The 16,070-nt window shown below is 60.5% G+C and carries 13 protein-coding genes; 11 read left to right on the top strand and 2 right to left on the bottom strand.

The window, feature by feature from the left end; genetic code table 11:
- Positions 1 to 186 precede the first annotated feature (186 nt).
- The 10 genes from P3M64_RS06035 to P3M64_RS06080 all read left to right on the top strand — a co-directional run bounded on the left by P3M64_RS06035 (position 187) and on the right by P3M64_RS06080 (position 13,209).
- The gene (locus P3M64_RS06035) at positions 187 to 1,263 is read left to right on the top strand and encodes an extracellular solute-binding protein (RefSeq protein WP_132938751.1); all 1,077 of its coding nucleotides are present in this window, start codon (positions 187 to 189) and stop codon (positions 1,261 to 1,263) included.
- 34 nt (positions 1,264 to 1,297) lie between these two features.
- On the top strand, positions 1,298 to 3,001 hold the full coding sequence (locus tag P3M64_RS06040; protein WP_132938750.1) for an ABC transporter permease: 1,704 nt from the start codon (positions 1,298 to 1,300) through the stop codon (positions 2,999 to 3,001).
- On the top strand, positions 2,998 to 4,095 hold the full coding sequence (locus P3M64_RS06045; RefSeq protein ID WP_132938749.1) for an ABC transporter ATP-binding protein: 1,098 nt from the start codon (positions 2,998 to 3,000) through the stop codon (positions 4,093 to 4,095). Before P3M64_RS06040 ends, P3M64_RS06045 begins: the two co-directional genes overlap by 4 nt.
- A 318-nt stretch (positions 4,096 to 4,413) precedes the next feature.
- Complete coding sequence (locus tag P3M64_RS06050) at positions 4,414 to 5,991, top strand: flagellar hook-basal body complex protein (RefSeq protein WP_132938748.1); 1,578 nt, start codon at positions 4,414 to 4,416, stop codon at positions 5,989 to 5,991.
- Between the two features lie 326 nt (positions 5,992 to 6,317).
- Positions 6,318 to 7,397: a flagellar basal body P-ring protein FlgI gene (locus P3M64_RS06055; protein ID WP_165886293.1), complete on the top strand. Its 1,080-nt coding sequence runs from the start codon at positions 6,318 to 6,320 to the stop codon at positions 7,395 to 7,397.
- On the top strand, positions 7,397 to 7,756 hold the full coding sequence (locus tag P3M64_RS06060) for a rod-binding protein (protein ID WP_132938746.1): 360 nt from the start codon (positions 7,397 to 7,399) through the stop codon (positions 7,754 to 7,756). The genes P3M64_RS06055 and P3M64_RS06060 overlap by 1 nt, the downstream gene beginning before the upstream one ends.
- Positions 7,757 to 7,758: 2 nt before the next feature.
- Positions 7,759 to 8,202: a hypothetical protein gene (locus P3M64_RS06065; protein WP_132938745.1), complete on the top strand. Its 444-nt coding sequence runs from the start codon at positions 7,759 to 7,761 to the stop codon at positions 8,200 to 8,202.
- Positions 8,203 to 8,304: 102 nt separating this feature from the next.
- Positions 8,305 to 10,548: a flagellar hook-associated protein FlgK gene (gene flgK / locus P3M64_RS06070; protein ID WP_132938744.1), complete on the top strand. Its 2,244-nt coding sequence runs from the start codon at positions 8,305 to 8,307 to the stop codon at positions 10,546 to 10,548.
- Positions 10,549 to 10,571: 23 nt separating this feature from the next.
- The gene (locus P3M64_RS06075) at positions 10,572 to 12,383 is read left to right on the top strand and encodes a hypothetical protein (protein WP_132938743.1); all 1,812 of its coding nucleotides are present in this window, start codon (positions 10,572 to 10,574) and stop codon (positions 12,381 to 12,383) included.
- 256 nt (positions 12,384 to 12,639) lie between these two features.
- A complete protein-coding gene (locus P3M64_RS06080) occupies positions 12,640 to 13,209 on the top strand; it encodes a flagellar biosynthesis regulator FlaF (protein ID WP_132938742.1) in 570 nt (189 codons plus the stop codon).
- 150 nt (positions 13,210 to 13,359) lie between these two features.
- Here the strand turns inward: P3M64_RS06080 and P3M64_RS06085 are convergent, their stop codons facing one another.
- Positions 13,360 to 13,812 (bottom strand): flagellar biosynthesis repressor FlbT, encoded by a 453-nt coding sequence (locus P3M64_RS06085; RefSeq protein WP_132938741.1) that lies wholly within the window; start codon positions 13,810 to 13,812, stop codon positions 13,360 to 13,362.
- 197 nt (positions 13,813 to 14,009) lie between these two features.
- Here P3M64_RS06085 and P3M64_RS06090 point away from each other — a divergent pair, with 197 nt between their 5' ends.
- Positions 14,010 to 15,020, top strand: coding sequence for a GNAT family N-acetyltransferase (locus P3M64_RS06090; protein WP_132938740.1), 1,011 nt, complete (start codon positions 14,010 to 14,012; stop codon positions 15,018 to 15,020).
- Here the strand turns inward: P3M64_RS06090 and P3M64_RS06095 are convergent.
- The gene (locus P3M64_RS06095; protein ID WP_132938739.1) at positions 15,015 to 16,067 is read right to left on the bottom strand and encodes a glycosyltransferase family protein; all 1,053 of its coding nucleotides are present in this window, start codon (positions 16,065 to 16,067) and stop codon (positions 15,015 to 15,017) included. The genes P3M64_RS06090 and P3M64_RS06095 overlap by 6 nt on opposite strands.
- Between the last annotated feature and the right edge of the window lie 3 nt (positions 16,068 to 16,070).

Genomic DNA, 16,070 nt, shown 5'->3' on the forward strand with positions numbered 1-16,070 from the left:
ACGTTAGCGGCAAAATCCTCCTGGACTTCTCACGTTGTTAATAATAATTATTATTTTCATGGCATGTCGAATGGATGCCCCCTTACGGAAACGAAGGACGCGCCAAACATCGGGCACACGGACGCCACCTTCATCGGAATGTCTGCGCAAATACACACGAAACCGGATAACAAAGGATATCTTCTCATGATCGCTCTTCGCTCCCTACGCCGCGCTCTCGCCGGCTGCGCGTTCATCGCAAGCGCCTCGACGCTCCAGGGGTTAGCCCTAGCCAACGAGCCCATCGTTAATTTGTACTCGTATCGTCAACCTTTTTTGATGCAACCCCTGCTCGACGCTTTCAGCGCGCAAACGGGCATTAAAGTCAACGTGGCCTACGCCAAGAAAGGGCTTGTACAGCGCTTGAAGGCCGAAGGCGTCAACAGTCCCGCCGACGTCGTTCTCAGCGCCGACATCACGCGCGCGCAAGAAATCAAGGACGCCGGCCTGGCGCGCGCAATTCCCGAAAACGTCATCACCGCGAACATTCCCGCCGCCTATCGTGACCCCGAAGGCTACTGGGTCGGCCTGACGTCGCGCGCGCGCGTCATTTACGCTTCGAAGACACGCGTCAAACCCGGCGAAATACGAACTTACGAGGACCTCGCAACGGCCCGTTTCAAAGGACGTGTGTGCACACGCTCGGGCAAGCATGAGTACAACGTCTCCTTACTCGCCTCGATAATTTCCGCCGTCGGCGAGGAAAAAGCCCTTCGCTGGCTGAAAGGACTTAAGGCCAATTTGGCGCGCCGTCCTCAAGGCAACGATCGCGCTCAAGTTCGCGCGATCAAGGAAGGCGAATGCGACGTCGCCATCGGCAACAGCTACTATTTCGGCAAGATGGCCACCAACGAAAAACATCCCGAGCAAAAACAATGGGCCGAGGCCGTTCACATCGTTTTCCCCAACCAACCTCAAGCGGGAACGCCCGAAAACAGCCCCCTGGGCCGAGGCGCGCATATCAACATCAGCGCGGCGATCCTCACCAAAAGCTCGAAAAACAGAGAAAATGCGCTGCGCCTGATCTCTTTCCTCAGTGACAGTCAGGCACAACGCATATACGCGGCGCAAAATTTCGAATATCCCCTAAAACCCGGCGTCGCCTTGGATCCGTTGGTCGCCTCATGGGGAAGGTTCAAGGCCGATACCGCCAACTTGACCAACATCGTCCGCTACCGCGATCGGGCCACCCGAATGATGGATCTCGTGGATTTCGATCATTGAACGGTTTGCGCACGGGCGTGGGAAGGATGCCGTCTTGACTCCAATTTCCTCCACCTCCGACGCGGCGTCCTGGAAACCTCCGCGGCGGCCCATTTCATGGGCCGTCGCAACGGGTATCGCCGCCCTTCTCGCCATCACGCCCATCGCGGCCGTGCTCGCCTTGGGGCTCGCGCCAACGGCGGGCATTTGGACGCATCTCGCAAGCACCGTCCTGCCGCGCTATATTTGGACCACGTTGACCCTGACGGTTGCGGTCGGTTTGGGCACGAGCCTTATCGGCACAGCGGCGGCCTGGTTAACCAGCATGTGCGTTTTTCCCCTCAAACGAATCTACGAATGGGCCCTATTGCTGCCGATGGCGGTCCCCGCGTATATCGTCGCCTATGTCTACACCGACCTTCTAGAATATTCGGGTCCAGTTCAGCGCACCCTACGCGCCCTATTCGGATGGACGACGCGCGCCGACTATGTTTTTTTTGAAATTCGCTCCCTGGGCGGCGCGATCGCGACGATGAGCTTGGTTCTTTATCCATACGTCTATCTTTTGGCGCGCGCCGCATTTCTCGAACAATCGCTTTGCGTCCTCGAAGCGTCCCGCACTCTGGGTCGAGGCCCGTGGAGCGGTTTTTTCCGCGTCGCGCTTCCCCTGGCGCGCCCGGCCATCGTCGTCGGCGTCAGTTTGGCGATGATGGAAACACTTAACGACTACGGTGTTGTAGACTATTTCGCCGTCGCGACATTCACCTCCGGTATTTTCGATGTTTGGCTGAACATGAACAGCCCGTCGGGCGCCGCCCAACTGGCCGGTCTTCTTCTGCTGTTCGTCGCCACGCTGCTGTATTTGGAGCGTCGCAGCCGGCGACGGCGGCGCTTTCACGGCGCCACGACAAAAAAGAAAATGTCATCCGAATACGCGCTATCCGGTTGGCGGGCCTGGGGCGCCAGCCTCTTTTGCGCCACGCCGGTCATCTTGGGCTTCATCATTCCCGCCGTCGTGCTTGGACGCTATGCCCTCGGGCAAATCGACGCCATCGCCTGGAACGCTTTTTTACGCGCCGCGCTAAACAGCCTCGTCCTATCGGGCGGCGCGGCGTTGGCGTGTGTCGCGCTCGGCGCGCTGATGGCCTATGGGATGCGCCTGAACACGTCGATCTGGAGCTCCGCGTTGACGCGATTGGCCGTCCTAGGCTATGGCGTTCCCGGCGCCGTTCTCGCCCTGGGCACCGTCGTCGCCCTCGGTTGGCTCGACGCTTCGGCGGACAGTTTCGCACGCGGCGCCTTCGGCGTTTCGACCGGATTGATATTCAGCGGCACGGCCCTCGCCGTCATCTACGCTTACACGACGCGTTTCCTATCTCTTTCTTTCGGCGCGTTCGAGGCCGGGTTGGGAAAAATCACGCCCAACATGGACGGCGCGGCGCGAACCTTGGGTAAAACTCCGGCGCAAACTTTCCGCCGGGTTCACCTGCCGTTGATCGGAGGCAGCGCGCTCACCGCGGCGATGCTGGTGTTCGTCGATTGCATGAAGGAACTTCCGATGACCTTGATCTTGCGCCCCTTCAATTTCGAAACCCTGGCCACTTATGTCCACCAATACGCCAGCGACGAAATGTTGGCCGAGGCCGCTCCCGGCGCGTTGGCGATCGTCGCCGCCGGAATTGTTCCGGTAATCGTCATGAGCCTGGCGATTACCCGGGTCCGGCTCCGACCTCTACGGGATGGAGTCTTCTCGTCATGACGCCCAACCCACCGTTCGGCGGTTTGTCCATGGACCGTATCGCGCACGGCTTCGCGCGCCACCCCGTGCTGAAAGACGTTTCCCTGACGGTCGAAGGCGGCAAGGTCGCCTGTCTGCTCGGCCCTTCGGGTTGCGGCAAAACGACCCTCTTGCGCCTGGCCGCCGGACTGGAACCGATCCAGCACGGATGCATAGCGATCGGCGGGCGCATCGTGGCCGACGGAGATCGCGGCCATGAGATGCCTCCTGAAAAACGCGGCGTCGGCTTGATGTTTCAAGATTACGCCCTCTTCCCTCACCTCAATATTTTTGAGAACATCGCCTTTGGGCTGTCTTCCAGAGGGCGAGAGAAACGCCGCGAATGGATCGCCGAAGCGTTGACGAGAACGGGCTTGGCCGCCCACGCCAATAGCTACCCGCACATGCTTTCCGGCGGCCAACAGCAACGCGTCGCCTTACTGCGCGCATTGGCGCCGAATCCGAGGGTGCTCCTGTTGGACGAGCCGTTCTCGGGGCTCGACGTTACGCGGCGCGTTCAAATTCGCGAAGAAACGCGAAACCTACTCAAAGCGACCGGCGTCGCCACCCTCATGGTTACGCACGACCCCGAGGAAGCCATGTTTATGGGCGATCATATCGTCGTGATGAACGACGGTCGGATCATCCAAGACGGAACCCCGGCGCAAATTTACCTTCAGCCGAACGCCCCTTTCGTCGCCGCCCTGTTCGGACCCATGAACGCGTTCACCGCCGCCGTTCGAAACGGCGTCGTCGCGACGCCCCTGGGCGACGTCGCCGCGGGAACATTGGAAAACGGAAGTCCCGCCCAGGTGCTGATTCGTCCCGAGGGGATCTCCGTCTTCGATCATAAATCCCCCCCGGGGCATGCCGCCACGGGAGCCGCGCGTGCGCGCGTTCTTTCGGCGCGCCTCCTCGGGCGGTCCGCCCATTTGCATCTGACGTTAGAGAACATCGAGGGAGACGCGCCGATCGTCCAAGCACGTGTCGATAGCGTTTTCGCGCCCGAGGAAAACACTCTCGTCACGCTGCGCGCCGATCCACGGCAAGCTTTTGTATTTCCTCTCCTCTCCTGACCCTAGTGGTTTGAGTTTAACATTTGAGTCCGATGCAATTGGACACAAATGCGTGAAGAAATCAAACTGCAACAAGAAGATAGATAGCGGTCGGCCCGATGGTTCGCGGGAGCGAAACGTCGGAGCCGCCCTACTCGGCAAAATTTGCATGACACAACCAACTTTACCTCCCTCAGAGGAGCCTATCCTGACTGCGGCGCATTAAAAATACATATTATTCAATATGTTACGAACTACCCCCTAATTGGCATTCTTTTTGCTGAGTTCGCCGTGGATAGCCATGCCGAAAAATCGGCGTTACGACAGGAGCTTGGACCAATGGCCGTATACGGCGCCTTTTCGATCAGCACCTTAGGGATGATGAGCCAAACCTACGCCTTGAACACGATTGGACAGAACATCGCCAACGTGAATACCGGCGGCTACAAGGAAACGGACACCCGCTTTCAAACCGTTCTCGGACGCACCATACAAGAACAGTCCGACATCGGCGGCGTCCACCCCAAGGACGTCCAGCTGATCTCCAAGCAAGGCACCGTTACCGCCAGCGCGGAAGCCACGGATGTCGCCATTTCCGGGCGCGGGTTTCTCGTTCTCAACACCAAGGCGGACGGCTCCGGTCAAACACTCTATGGCCGTGACGGTTCGTTGGAGGCGCGCGCCGTCAACGACATCACCGTGACCGGCCCCGGCGGCACTCCGTTGACCACCAAGGATGGTTACCTGACCGATAAAAACGGTTATTTCGTCATGGGTTGGGCGAACCAAGCCGGAACCTACGCCACCACCGCGAAACCAACGGGACTGCGTGTCGATCAGTTCGCCTTCCTCAATCAATTTCAGGCCACGACAAACGCCTATCTGGGACTGAACATTCCGGCCGGCGACGCCGTCGGCGACAGCCACGTCTACGACATGTCGGTATACGATTCCGCCGGCGCCTTGCAATCGAACCAGTTGAATTTCACCAAAACCGCCGCCAATCAGTGGCAGGTCACCTCGACCACCTCGCAAACCCCGACCGCCCAAATCGACACCGTCACCATGGCGGGCACCCCCGGCGACGCCGGCGATACCTACACCACCACCGTCAACGGCAGTTCGGTGACCTACACCACCACCGGCGGCGAGGCGTCGCTGGACGTCATTCGCGACGCCCTGGTCGCCAAGATCAACGCCGATCCCACCTTGAGCACCACCGTCACCGCCGCCGCCGGGGGAACGGGGCAAATCACCTTGACGGCGAAAAGCGCAGGGCAATCTTTCACCTCGACCGCCAGCGCCGCCAACGGCGGGGGCTTCGCCGACAACACCGCCGCCAGCGCCACCACCACGGCCAACGTGCCGACCACCCAAACCTCGACGCCGACCGCCATTACTTTCAACAGCGACGGCACCGTCAACACGCCCAAAGCAATCGCCCTGGCGCTGTCGTTCAACGGCGGCGGCACGGCGAACGTGTCTCTCGACATCAGCAAGGTGACGCAATATTTCGGCCAATTCGTCCCTCTTAGTTACACCAAGGATGGTTATGGCAGCGCCAACATGAAAAACTACACCTTCGACGAGAACGGCCAACTCGTCGGTACTTTCGACGACAGCACGCATCGCCCCGTATACAAATTGGCCCTCGGCGTCTTCTCCAACCCCAACGCCCTTGAGCGCAAGAACGGCAACGTTTTCGTCGAAACACCCGATTCCGGACCCGTCGTGACGACAACGGCCAACGCCGATGGCTATGCGACGTTCACACCGAACGCCCGCGAATTGTCCAACGTGGATATGGGGCAGCAATTTACCCGCATGATGCTGACCCAAACGGCGTATAATGCCTCCTCGACGGTTTTCAAAACCACCGATGAAATGCTGACGGTGGCGCGGGACTTGAAGCGCTAGCGTCGTCCCCGCCCCCTCCGGCGCGGCGCGCGCACCCGGCATTTTTTGCCCACGGCGGCAACCCTGGGCCGACGACGCCCCGAGAAATTTCGAAAGATGTCGAAAAATACGTTGTTTTATATACCGTTAAGCAAAAAACATCTTGGCATGAAATTCGCATCGTAAAATTAAGATTTAAGACCGCCCGCGTGAGACGGGGTCAGATCTTAGCCCGCAGTCGGGCGCAAGATGAAAAACGGGAAAAAAAGACCATGTTTACACCACGCACGCATTTTGATTTTAGGCGCTTCAAAAGGTTTATCGGAGGCGTCGTCGCGACGTTTTGCATGGCTTCGATGCTGGGCGCGCCTTTTGCCGAGGCATCTTCACGGATCAAGGATATCGTTCAATTTGAAAGCGTGCGCGACAATATGCTGGTCGGCTATGGCCTGGTCGTCGGTCTAGACGGCACGGGAGATTCCCTGAAAGACGGTCAATTCACCAAACAGAGCCTGCAATCGATGCTGAACCGCCTCGGCGTCAAACCGACGGCGGCGGGTCTGGATTCCAAGAATGTCGCCGCCGTGATGGTGACGGCGACGATGCCCCCCTTTTCCCGGCGCGGCGCGCGGATCGACGTCACGGTAAGCGCGCTTGGCGATTCCAAAAGTTTGCTGGGCGGCACCTTACTGGTCACCCCGCTGCTGGGCGCCGACGGCGCGGTTTACGCCGTCGCCCAGGGCCAACTCGCGGTTGGCGGGTTTGCCGCCGCCGGGGCCGGACAAACCGTCACCAAAGGGGTCCCGACGAGTGGACGGATCGCCAGCGGGGCGATCATCGAACGGGAGGTCGGCTTTAAGCTCAACTCCCTAAAGCAAGTCAAATTGAACTTGCGTAATCCGGATTTCACCACGTCGCGGCGGATCTCCCAGGCGATCAACGCCTTCCTCGGCACCGCCGCCGCCCATCCCACGGATCCCAGCACCGTCGATATCGACGTTCCCAAGGCCTACGCCAAGAACGTCGTCGGCCTGTTGACCGATATCGAACAGCTGCGCATTCAACCCGACCAACAGGCCCGGGTCGTGATCGACGAGCAAACCGGCACCATCGTGATGGGCGAGAACGTCCGCCTGTCCACCGTCGCCATCGCCCAAGGCAACCTCACGGTGCGCATCACCGAGACCCCCCAGGTTTCCCAGCCCGGCCCCTTCGCCCAGGCGGGAACCACCACCACCGTACCGCGCACCACCATCGCCGTAAGCCAAGGCAAGGACAAGAAGATGGCGGTGTTGCCCAATGGCGTCACCTTGCAGGATCTGGTCAACGGGCTCAACGCCTTGGGCATCGGTCCGCGCGACCTGATCACCATCTTGCAGGCGGTCAAGGCGGCCGGCGCGCTGCAAGCCAAAATCGAGGTGATGTGATGGGCAACGTTCTTTTCGACACCATGGCGCAAAACGCCCTGAGCGCGGGACAGGCCAAGGGACTGCCCAAAATTCCCAAGAACGCCGATATCCACCTGATGCGCCAAAAGGCCGAGGATTTCGAGGCCGTCTTCATCGGCCAGATGCTCCGCCCGATGTTCGCCAACCTGAAGACGGACGGTCCCTTTGGCGGAGGGCCCGGCGAAGATATGTGGCGCTCGCTGCAGGTCGATGAATATGGCAAGGCGATTGCGAAGTCCGGCGGTATCGGCATCGCCGACGCCGTGATGCGCCAAATGCTGAAGGCTCAGGAAGCCGGACAAAAAACCGGACACGAAACCACGCAGGAGGGCAAATAATCATGGATGCGCAAAACCGGTTGGAGGACCTCTTGTTCATCACCCGCCATCTCGCCGATTTGCTGGAACAGGAAAACATCGCACTTCAACGCAACAAGCTCGACGTCGTCAAATCCTTGCTCGAACGCAAGACCAGCTTAAGCCGGGCTTACGAGACCCGCGTTCTGGGGATGGATGCCGATGAAAAAGGGATCGAGGACATCGATCCCGACGACATTCAGGCGCTGCGCGACACCGGCCGGCGGGTCGAAGCGCTGATCGAGGAAAACGCCTATCTGCTCAAGATCTCGCTCCAAGTCAGTCGCCAGTTCATGGATTCGGTCGCAGATGCGGTGCAGAACGCCAAACCGGGGACCGGCGCTTACGGCGCCAACGGGCAGGTCGGCGGTGGCGCCAAGGCGCCGCCCGCGGACAATCCGGCGCTCACCCTCGACGAGACTCTTTAACGTTATAAAGTGCGTTAACGTCATGAAAAATATTATAAAAATAAGACCTCGGGACAATTGTTCCATGATCTCCACACGATACGCACCAGAAAGGAATTTGCGATGTCGGGAAGTCTGACTCTCGCCCTGAGAACGGCGCAAAGTGGATTGCTGACCCACCAGAGCGCCTTGGATGCGGTCGCCAACAACGTCGCCAACGTCAACACGGAAAATTATTCGCGCAAGATCGTCAATCTCGAACAGCGCGTGGTCTCCGGCGTCGGCGCCGGGGTGCAGTTGTCCGATGTTTCCCGCGCGGTCGATGAAGGCCTGCTTAAAAGCATGCGCCTGGAGCAGAGCACGTTTAACAATTACGACGCCCAGAAGAGCTATTTCGCGCGCATGCAGGACATGTTCGGCGCACCCGGCGACAACACCTCGATCGCCCAGATCATGACCGATTTGGGCAAGGCCACCGAGTCATTGGCTCAAGCGCCCGATCAAAGTTTGCAGCAAAGCGAGTTCGTCCGCCAGAGCGAGGAAGCCGCCTCCAAGCTCAAGCAAATGAGCGACACCGTCCAGGAGCTCCGTCTTCAGGCCGACCAGGAAATCGGCGATGCGGTCAATCAGATCAACTCGATCTCCAGCCAGTTGGTCGATCTGAACAACAAGATCATCCGCAATTCGGCGATCAAGAGCGATGTTACGGATTTGCGCGATCAGCGCGACGCCAAGCTCGATCAGCTTTCGAAGCTGGTCGATATTTCCTATTTCTACCGCGGCGGCGGCGATGTCGTGGTCTTCACCAAGGGCGGGCGCACCCTGGTCGATAACAGCTCGGCGACGGTCGAACACATCGCCGCCAGCAACGTCGCACCGACGACGACCCACGCCGAGGGCGATTTTAACCCGATTTACGTCGGCACCAAGGTCGCCGCCAACGATATCACCAATGAGATTCGCGACGGCCGCCTCAAGGGGCTGATCACGCTGCGCGATTCGACCCTGCCCAACCTGCAAAGCCAAATCGACGCCGTGGCCGCCCAACTACGCGACAGCGTCAACCAAATCCATAACCGGGGCGCCCCGTTCCCCGGCATGACCGAGATGAACGGCACCCGCGCCTTCATCGACCCGGCGACGCAAACGATTCAACTGGGCAACAACAGCGACGTACGCATCACCCTGTTCGATAATAGCGGCAATCAACATAACACGACGACCCTGCAGGCGATCATGAACTCGGCGTCCTACGGCGGCGCATCGCAGCCCCTGAACGGGGCATGGACGGTCAATTCCGTCGCCGCGACGGTACAAGACTGGCTGCGCGCCAACGGGGCGGCGGGAGCCACGGCGGCGGTTGACGCCAACACCGGAAAACTGAACATCAATCTGAATTCGACGACATATGCCTTGGGTTTTCGCGACGAGGTCAATTCCGCGGGCACCGTACCCTCGCCACCCGGCAGCACGGCGGCGGACGCCACCATCAAGTTCGACGCCAACGCCGACGGCGGTGTCGATCAGACGGTCAGCGGATTTTCCAATTTCTTCGGACTGAACGATTACTATGTCGATAAATTGTCCGATAACGTTTGGGAAACCAATGTGATGGACCCCGGCTACACCAGCCCCAAGGCAGCGACGCTGAAATTTTACGACACCACGACGGTGCCGGTGTCGGGCGCGCCGCTGGGCACGGTGGCGGTCGCCGCCGGAGACAGCATTTCGACCATCGCCAGCAACATCAACCTCGCCAATATCGGCGTGACGGCGACGGCGGTGCCCGACGGTTCGGGCTTCCGCCTACGCATCGCCCACAACAACGGTCTGAACTTGGCGATCACTCAGAATGTCGCCGGCGGCGATACGTTCTTGAACGACGTCTCCATGCATTCCGCCGACGTGCGTGTCGGTCAGCAACTTGAGGTGCGCTCCGACATCGTGCAAACCCCCGGCAAGGTTACGCGCGGAACCATGCAGTGGGACGCCTCGCTCGGCGCCGCCGGAGAATATTTTCAAAGCTCGGCCGACGCGACATCGATCACCTCTATGGCCCAGATGTTCGCCACGCCCACCGCGTTTAACGCCGCCGGCGGGCTCACCGCGACCAACGGGACGTTCGCCAATCAAGCCGCGCAAATTGTCGCGTTTAACGCCAACCTTGCGGCGGTCAACGATAGTAAGCATACTTATCAGAAGGATTTGAGCGACAGCCTGAAGAATAAGTCCGACACCTTTCGCGGCGTCAACTTGGACGAGGAAATGTCCAATTTGATGGTTTTTCAGCAAGGATATTCCGCCAGCGCCCGGGTGGTGTCGGTGATCCAGAAGATGTTCGACGTCCTCGATCAGATCGTTAAGTAGAGGGCCGAGATGGAGAAAACCTCATGGTAAACCGCATTTCCACGCGCGCCTCCAACACGCAGTTGCTGAGCTACCTATATAAAACCCAGACGCGCCTGCAGGACCTGCAGTACCAGATGACGTCGCAAAAACTGTCTCCCGATTTCAAGGGTATATCCGGCAGTTCGAAATACCTGCTCAGCCTAAAGAACAAAAACGATGCGATCGCCGGGTACATGAAAAACAACGACATCATGAACACGCGCCTCGACGTTACCTCCTCGGCAATGGACGGGATCGATAGCACCTTCCGTGACTTCAAAAAGCTCCTCGGCACCTTCAACGCCCAGACTGGAAAATCACAACAGGATATTAAAAATATTCAGGATTCGGCCTATCGTTCCTTGCTGTCGATTCAGGCCTACCTGAACACTTCGGTCGGTGGCGAGTACGTCTTCTCGGGCGCGCGCGCCAACACCAAGCCCGTCGATCTGGGCAGCGGCAGCCTGACCGACTTTCAGGCCAAATATGACGGCGCGGCGGTGACCTATCCGACCACCCGCGACGCCGACATCGCCAATTTCAGCCTAAACCGGGACGCCAACAACCAAGCCAACTGGCTCACCTTCAAGCAGGACGACGACGGCAACGCCGCCACGGCGGGGGTCAGTTCGATCACCGCGACGACGGCTCAGTTCGCCAACCTCAAGGTCGGTTCCACCATCGACGTGACCGGCACCGCCAACAACAACGGCGCCTACACCATCAAGGCGATCACCGGCGGGGGCACTACGATCCAGGTCGAAACCCGAATGCTGACCAATGAAAACAATGTCGTTCCGGCGGTGGTCACCCTGCCCGACGGCACCACCTTGGACAGCAGTAAGTTCACGGACCTGACCTTCAATCGCGCCGGCGATTCGATCACCGCCGCCGCCGCGGGATCGCTGTCCTCGCTCGCCGTGGGATCGACCTTCACCGTGTCCGGAACGGCACAGAACAACGGCACCTACACCGTGGCCGGCAATACTGCGGGAACGACGGTGACCATCGTGCCCAAAAAAATGGTGGACGAGGGCACCGCCGCTACCCCCACCCTGGCCTATACGGGATCGATGACGATCACCCACGTCGTCGGCGCCGACGACACCATCGCCGCGGGGGCGGGCACCTTCTCAAACGTCACGCCCGGCATGCGCATCACCATCGCCGGGGCCACCAACGCCGCAAACAACAACACCTTCACCGTCACCTCGGTGGCCGCCGACGGCTCGTCCATCGGCGTGCGCGAGGATACCTTGGTCACCGAGGTCACCCCCGGCGCCTCCACCGCGTCGGTCCCCAACGCCGACGGCGCCGTTTCCTCGGTCCATTATTACAGCGGCGATAACCTAACGCTGACCCATCGCGTCGATGACAAGCGCGATTTCAAGCTGGACGTCACCGCGATCAGCCCCGCCTTCGAGAAGGGCATTCGGGCGCTAGCGCTCATCGCCCAGGGAAAATTAGGCACCGAAGGCGGGCTGGATCAAAATTTGAAACGGGGCAACGACGCCATGTACCTTCTAAGCGACGCGATCGACGGATCCGGAGCAGGCGCGTCGCCCTACGGCGCAGAACTGGCGGGCAACGTCAACGACCGCAAAATTCAGGTCGGCTACGCCCAGGTCTTGCTCAAACAGGCGACCGACGGGCACACAAAGTTTTCCGGTTTTCTGGAGGCTCAGATCGCCAAGACGGAAAACTCCGACCCGCTGAAAACCCTAACCCAGGTCCTCGACGATCAGCGCGCATTGGAGGCGTCATACCAGACTCTGGCGCGTATTCGTCAGCTCAGCCTGAGTAAATACATGTAACCATAGCCGGGCGGGCGGTATCGTCGTCGCCCGCTTTTTTTTCGTTTCACACTCCATGCTCGATAAAAAGCCGCTCGGTTGAAAAAAAGACGTCGAGAATGTTTTTTTCATTTACGCACCACCCATATACCTTCCATATGCGCGAATGTTGCCCCCACCGATAGGCGGGGGTAGTATATAACCTTCGGGATTGTCGGCTTTCGTCCGTCCGTGGGGCGCGTGGTGGCAACCGTGATGAGGACAGAGTAGCAACGCCATGAACTCGCCTAAAAAAACTTCAGGTTATCCCGGTTCCGGTTACGGCAACGTGCCCAATAGCGGGAATCCCCGTTATACCGAGGCCTGGGCCCTGATCGAGGCCGCCCGGCGCATGTCCGACGCCGCCGATAAGCAGACGGTGGACGATAAGGCCGCCAGGGACCTCGTCCGCGAGACGTTGCGCTTAAATTGGCGATTGTGGACCATATTCCAAACCGAACTCAGCTTGGAAGACGACGGCGCCGTCCCCGTCGAAATTCGCCAGAACATGCTTTCATTGTGCAACTTCGTCGATAAACATACGGTCGAGACTATTTCCTCTCCGCACCCGGAAAAAGTCATGGTTTTGGTCGAGATCAACCGCAACATCGCCAGCGGACTTCTCGATTCGATTCGCAACAACCCGGCCCCCAAAGAACCTCAACCCCAGGAGGCCCAGGCCCAAGAGGAGCGGAACGAGCCCCTTCCCAACGGACAATCCACCGGAGGCGACGACGCGCCAAAACCTACGGCAAAAGCAAAAACGCCGCCGCTCGCGGCGCCGCTTTCTTTCGATGAGGACATCTGAGACGGGCCATTCACGAACCGGGTACGTTTCATCTAGGGCCGGATGCCTTTCGCCCGGGGAGCGTCCGAAGAGCATGGCGCGAGAACCCGCGCCCCGTTTCCCGGCCCCTCTCGTTTCCCGATTTCGGATTTCCGATTTTCTAAGAGATCGTCAGGAGGGATCGCTCGACGCGTCGGCGACGCCCTCGCCTTCCCGCTGCAAGTTTTCCAGATCCCCTTCAAGGGATTTCAAGACGCCGTTCTCGTGAAAAATCAATTTCTGAGCACTTTTCATCGCCTTGTAAATTTGATCGCCGGCGAGCCTTTCGCGAATCTCCTCGGAAATCGGCAGGGCGCTGGGGCAAGCGGCGACGTAGTCGTTTAGATAACCGTCGAACGCCTGCAAGTACTCTTCCTGCCTATCGGGAAAAATATACGCGCATTGCAGGGCGAAATAGGCCCGCGAGGCGGGGGTCCGGCTTTCCTCTTCGGACAGGACCTCCTTGCCGCGCAAGATGGCGGCCTGATTGTGCACCAGGATGCGGGTGTGGGCCCCGTTGTTTTCGATTACCGCGCCGTTGATGATTAGACGGTCGCCTTCTTTGAAATCAATCAGTAACGGCACGATGCCCCCTTGCCCAGAAAATACCCTCGAACGAACTTGACCCACTCGAACGACCACGGCCCACGATCCCAGCGAAAAAGCGTGGGTCCACCATCATCTCGTTCTTCAATAGTACCGATTTTCCCATTGATGTGTAAGATATATCTGTCCGCCGCCGCCGCGGCGTTCCCGAACCGCAGGACAGGATCCGCACGACCATGACGCTCCGTCTTCTCGACACCGAAGAACTGAACCGCCACCTGTCGCGGGGGGTTGACGCCGCGGCCTTTCCCGCCTGGGACGGCCATCCTCTGTTTGGCGCGTTCACCCGGGCGCTCTATCCCAATGTCGCGAAATTGGTCGAACGCCACCGCATCTGTTCGTTCGCCGTCGCCGATGGCGACGATCGCCTACTTGCCATCGTGCCGTGCACCGCGTCCGAGGACGGAATAACGCACTATGGCCTGCCGATCGTCCCCGCCATCGCCCGGGACCTCGCCCCCAAGGTGGAACGGCGCGCCGTGGCCTGCGCCCTCGACCATCTCGAAGCCCTCGCCCGGACGCGCCCCACCCCGTCGGCATTTGTCCTGGGGCGCACCACCGCCGACGCGCCCGACGCCCTGGAGGACGCCTGTCTCGCCCGTCTCGCCCGTCCCGGCGTGCGCATTCACGCCGTGGCCGATCTCGGCGACGGCGAGGAGGCGCTCCATCGCGGACTGCGTAAAAGCTTCCGCTCGCTGGTCAACTGGGGGCGCGACAATCTGCTCATGACCTATGTCAATGCCGACACTCCCGACCGCACGGCCTTCGACGCCTTTTGCGCCTTCCATGCGCGCGTGTCGGGCGGCCAGACCTATCCCGACTCCTATTGGGAAGTGTTTTGGAACGCCATCGCCGCCGGGAACGGGGAGCTGTCCCTCGCCGCACTCAAGGACGGCCCGCCCCTGGTGTGCGCCACATATAGCGTATCGGCGGGAAAGACCGGCTATTACGCCTCGGGGGTTTACGATCGCGACCTGTTCGACAAGCCTCTGGCCCACTTCCCGGTGTTCGACGCCATGGTTCGCGCGGCGCGGCGCGGTATCGGCGCCTATGATTTGGGCGAGATCGTCCCGCGCGGGGCGGGCGCGCCCGACAAAGACGTGCGGATCGGCTTTTTCAAGAAAGGCTTCGTCGCGCGTTGCCGTCTGACCCTAACCTGGACGCTCCACGCCCCGCCACCGTCATAACCCCGTGGTTTTTCCAGCCCCCGCCATGCACGCGTCGAGCGCCGCCAGGAAACGCGCCCGGGCATCGTCGATCAGCGCCAAAAGGGGCGGTGCGATCGGGGTTTGCGCGCCCTTTCCGATCCGGGCCGCCAACGCCGTCATCGCCCGCGCCAATTGCGCGTCGCGCGTCACCACCGGCAAGCAGCGTTCGATGATCGGGTGGACCGTTTCCGCGCGCCCGATCTGAACCGACAGCGTCGGCGCGCCGCCCAGCGCCGCCTCAAGCAAAACCATCGATGTCATCCCGATCACCGCGTCGGCGCGGATCAGAAGATCAGAGGTGTCTGACACGTCTAACGTCGCCACACCTTGCGACAGGGAAGCATCAAGCCAGCGCCGCCACGCCCCGGCATCCTCGCGCGGATGGGGCTTGATCGCAATCCGTCGGTCTCCGGCGCGCGCCACCGTCGCCACCAGATGCGCCGCGATCTCGAATTGATCGAAACCGCGCCGGGCGCGGCCATAGTCGTCGTCGATCGGTTCGGAAAAAAAGGCCAACAGCGGGACGTCGCCACGGATGCGACCCGCCCTGGCGGCGCGCAGGTCCTGGGCCACGCGTTGGAGATGGGGCTGGCCGACGACATAAACGGGGACCGTGCACCACGGCGCGTCGGCAAGGACCCGACGGCTTTCCTCATCGACCGCGGCGATGGCGTCCGGCAGAACGAGATCGCCCGACGCCGCCTCGAAGCGCGCCTTGAAATTGCTCCACGCCTCGATCACGGCGAGGCTGGCCAGCCCGTGGGCGCGGCACGCCGGCCACATGTTTTTTTCGAAATCGGAAAATCCGGTGGCGCTCACCAAAAGGTCGAACGACGTCTCCCGGTGGGCCTCCAACAGTTCTTCAAGCGTACTCGGGCAGGTCTCGCCCGCCGCCCGCCATAGCGCCGCGGCCGGACCCGCGGCGAAGCAGATCACCGTATCGCCGCGCGCCCGCGCGCCCACCGCCGCCGCCAGCAGGGCGTTGGCCCCGCCGGGGTCGTGGGCGGCGAAGGCGAAGCGGGCCATCGC

The organism is Varunaivibrio sulfuroxidans (assembly GCF_029318635.1).
Taxonomy (GTDB): Bacteria; Pseudomonadota; Alphaproteobacteria; order Rhodospirillales; family Magnetovibrionaceae; genus Varunaivibrio; species Varunaivibrio sulfuroxidans.

Coding starts and splice junctions, on each gene's coding strand:
- P3M64_RS06035 (WP_132938751.1), top strand. CDS start 187: ATGATCGCTCTTCGCTCCCTACGCCGCGCTCTCGCCGGCTGCGCGTTC.
- P3M64_RS06045 (WP_132938749.1), top strand. CDS start 2,998: ATGACGCCCAACCCACCGTTCGGCGGTTTGTCCATGGACCGTATCGCG.
- P3M64_RS06050 (WP_132938748.1), top strand. CDS start 4,414: ATGGCCGTATACGGCGCCTTTTCGATCAGCACCTTAGGGATGATGAGC.
- P3M64_RS06055 (WP_165886293.1), top strand. CDS start 6,318: ATGGCTTCGATGCTGGGCGCGCCTTTTGCCGAGGCATCTTCACGGATC.
- P3M64_RS06060 (WP_132938746.1), top strand. CDS start 7,397: ATGGGCAACGTTCTTTTCGACACCATGGCGCAAAACGCCCTGAGCGCG.
- P3M64_RS06065 (WP_132938745.1), top strand. CDS start 7,759: ATGGATGCGCAAAACCGGTTGGAGGACCTCTTGTTCATCACCCGCCAT.
- flgK (WP_132938744.1), top strand. CDS start 8,305: ATGTCGGGAAGTCTGACTCTCGCCCTGAGAACGGCGCAAAGTGGATTG.
- P3M64_RS06075 (WP_132938743.1), top strand. CDS start 10,572: ATGGTAAACCGCATTTCCACGCGCGCCTCCAACACGCAGTTGCTGAGC.
- P3M64_RS06080 (WP_132938742.1), top strand. CDS start 12,640: ATGAACTCGCCTAAAAAAACTTCAGGTTATCCCGGTTCCGGTTACGGC.
- P3M64_RS06090 (WP_132938740.1), top strand. CDS start 14,010: ATGACGCTCCGTCTTCTCGACACCGAAGAACTGAACCGCCACCTGTCG.
- P3M64_RS06095 (WP_132938739.1), bottom strand. CDS start 16,067: ATGGCCCGCTTCGCCTTCGCCGCCCACGACCCCGGCGGGGCCAACGCC.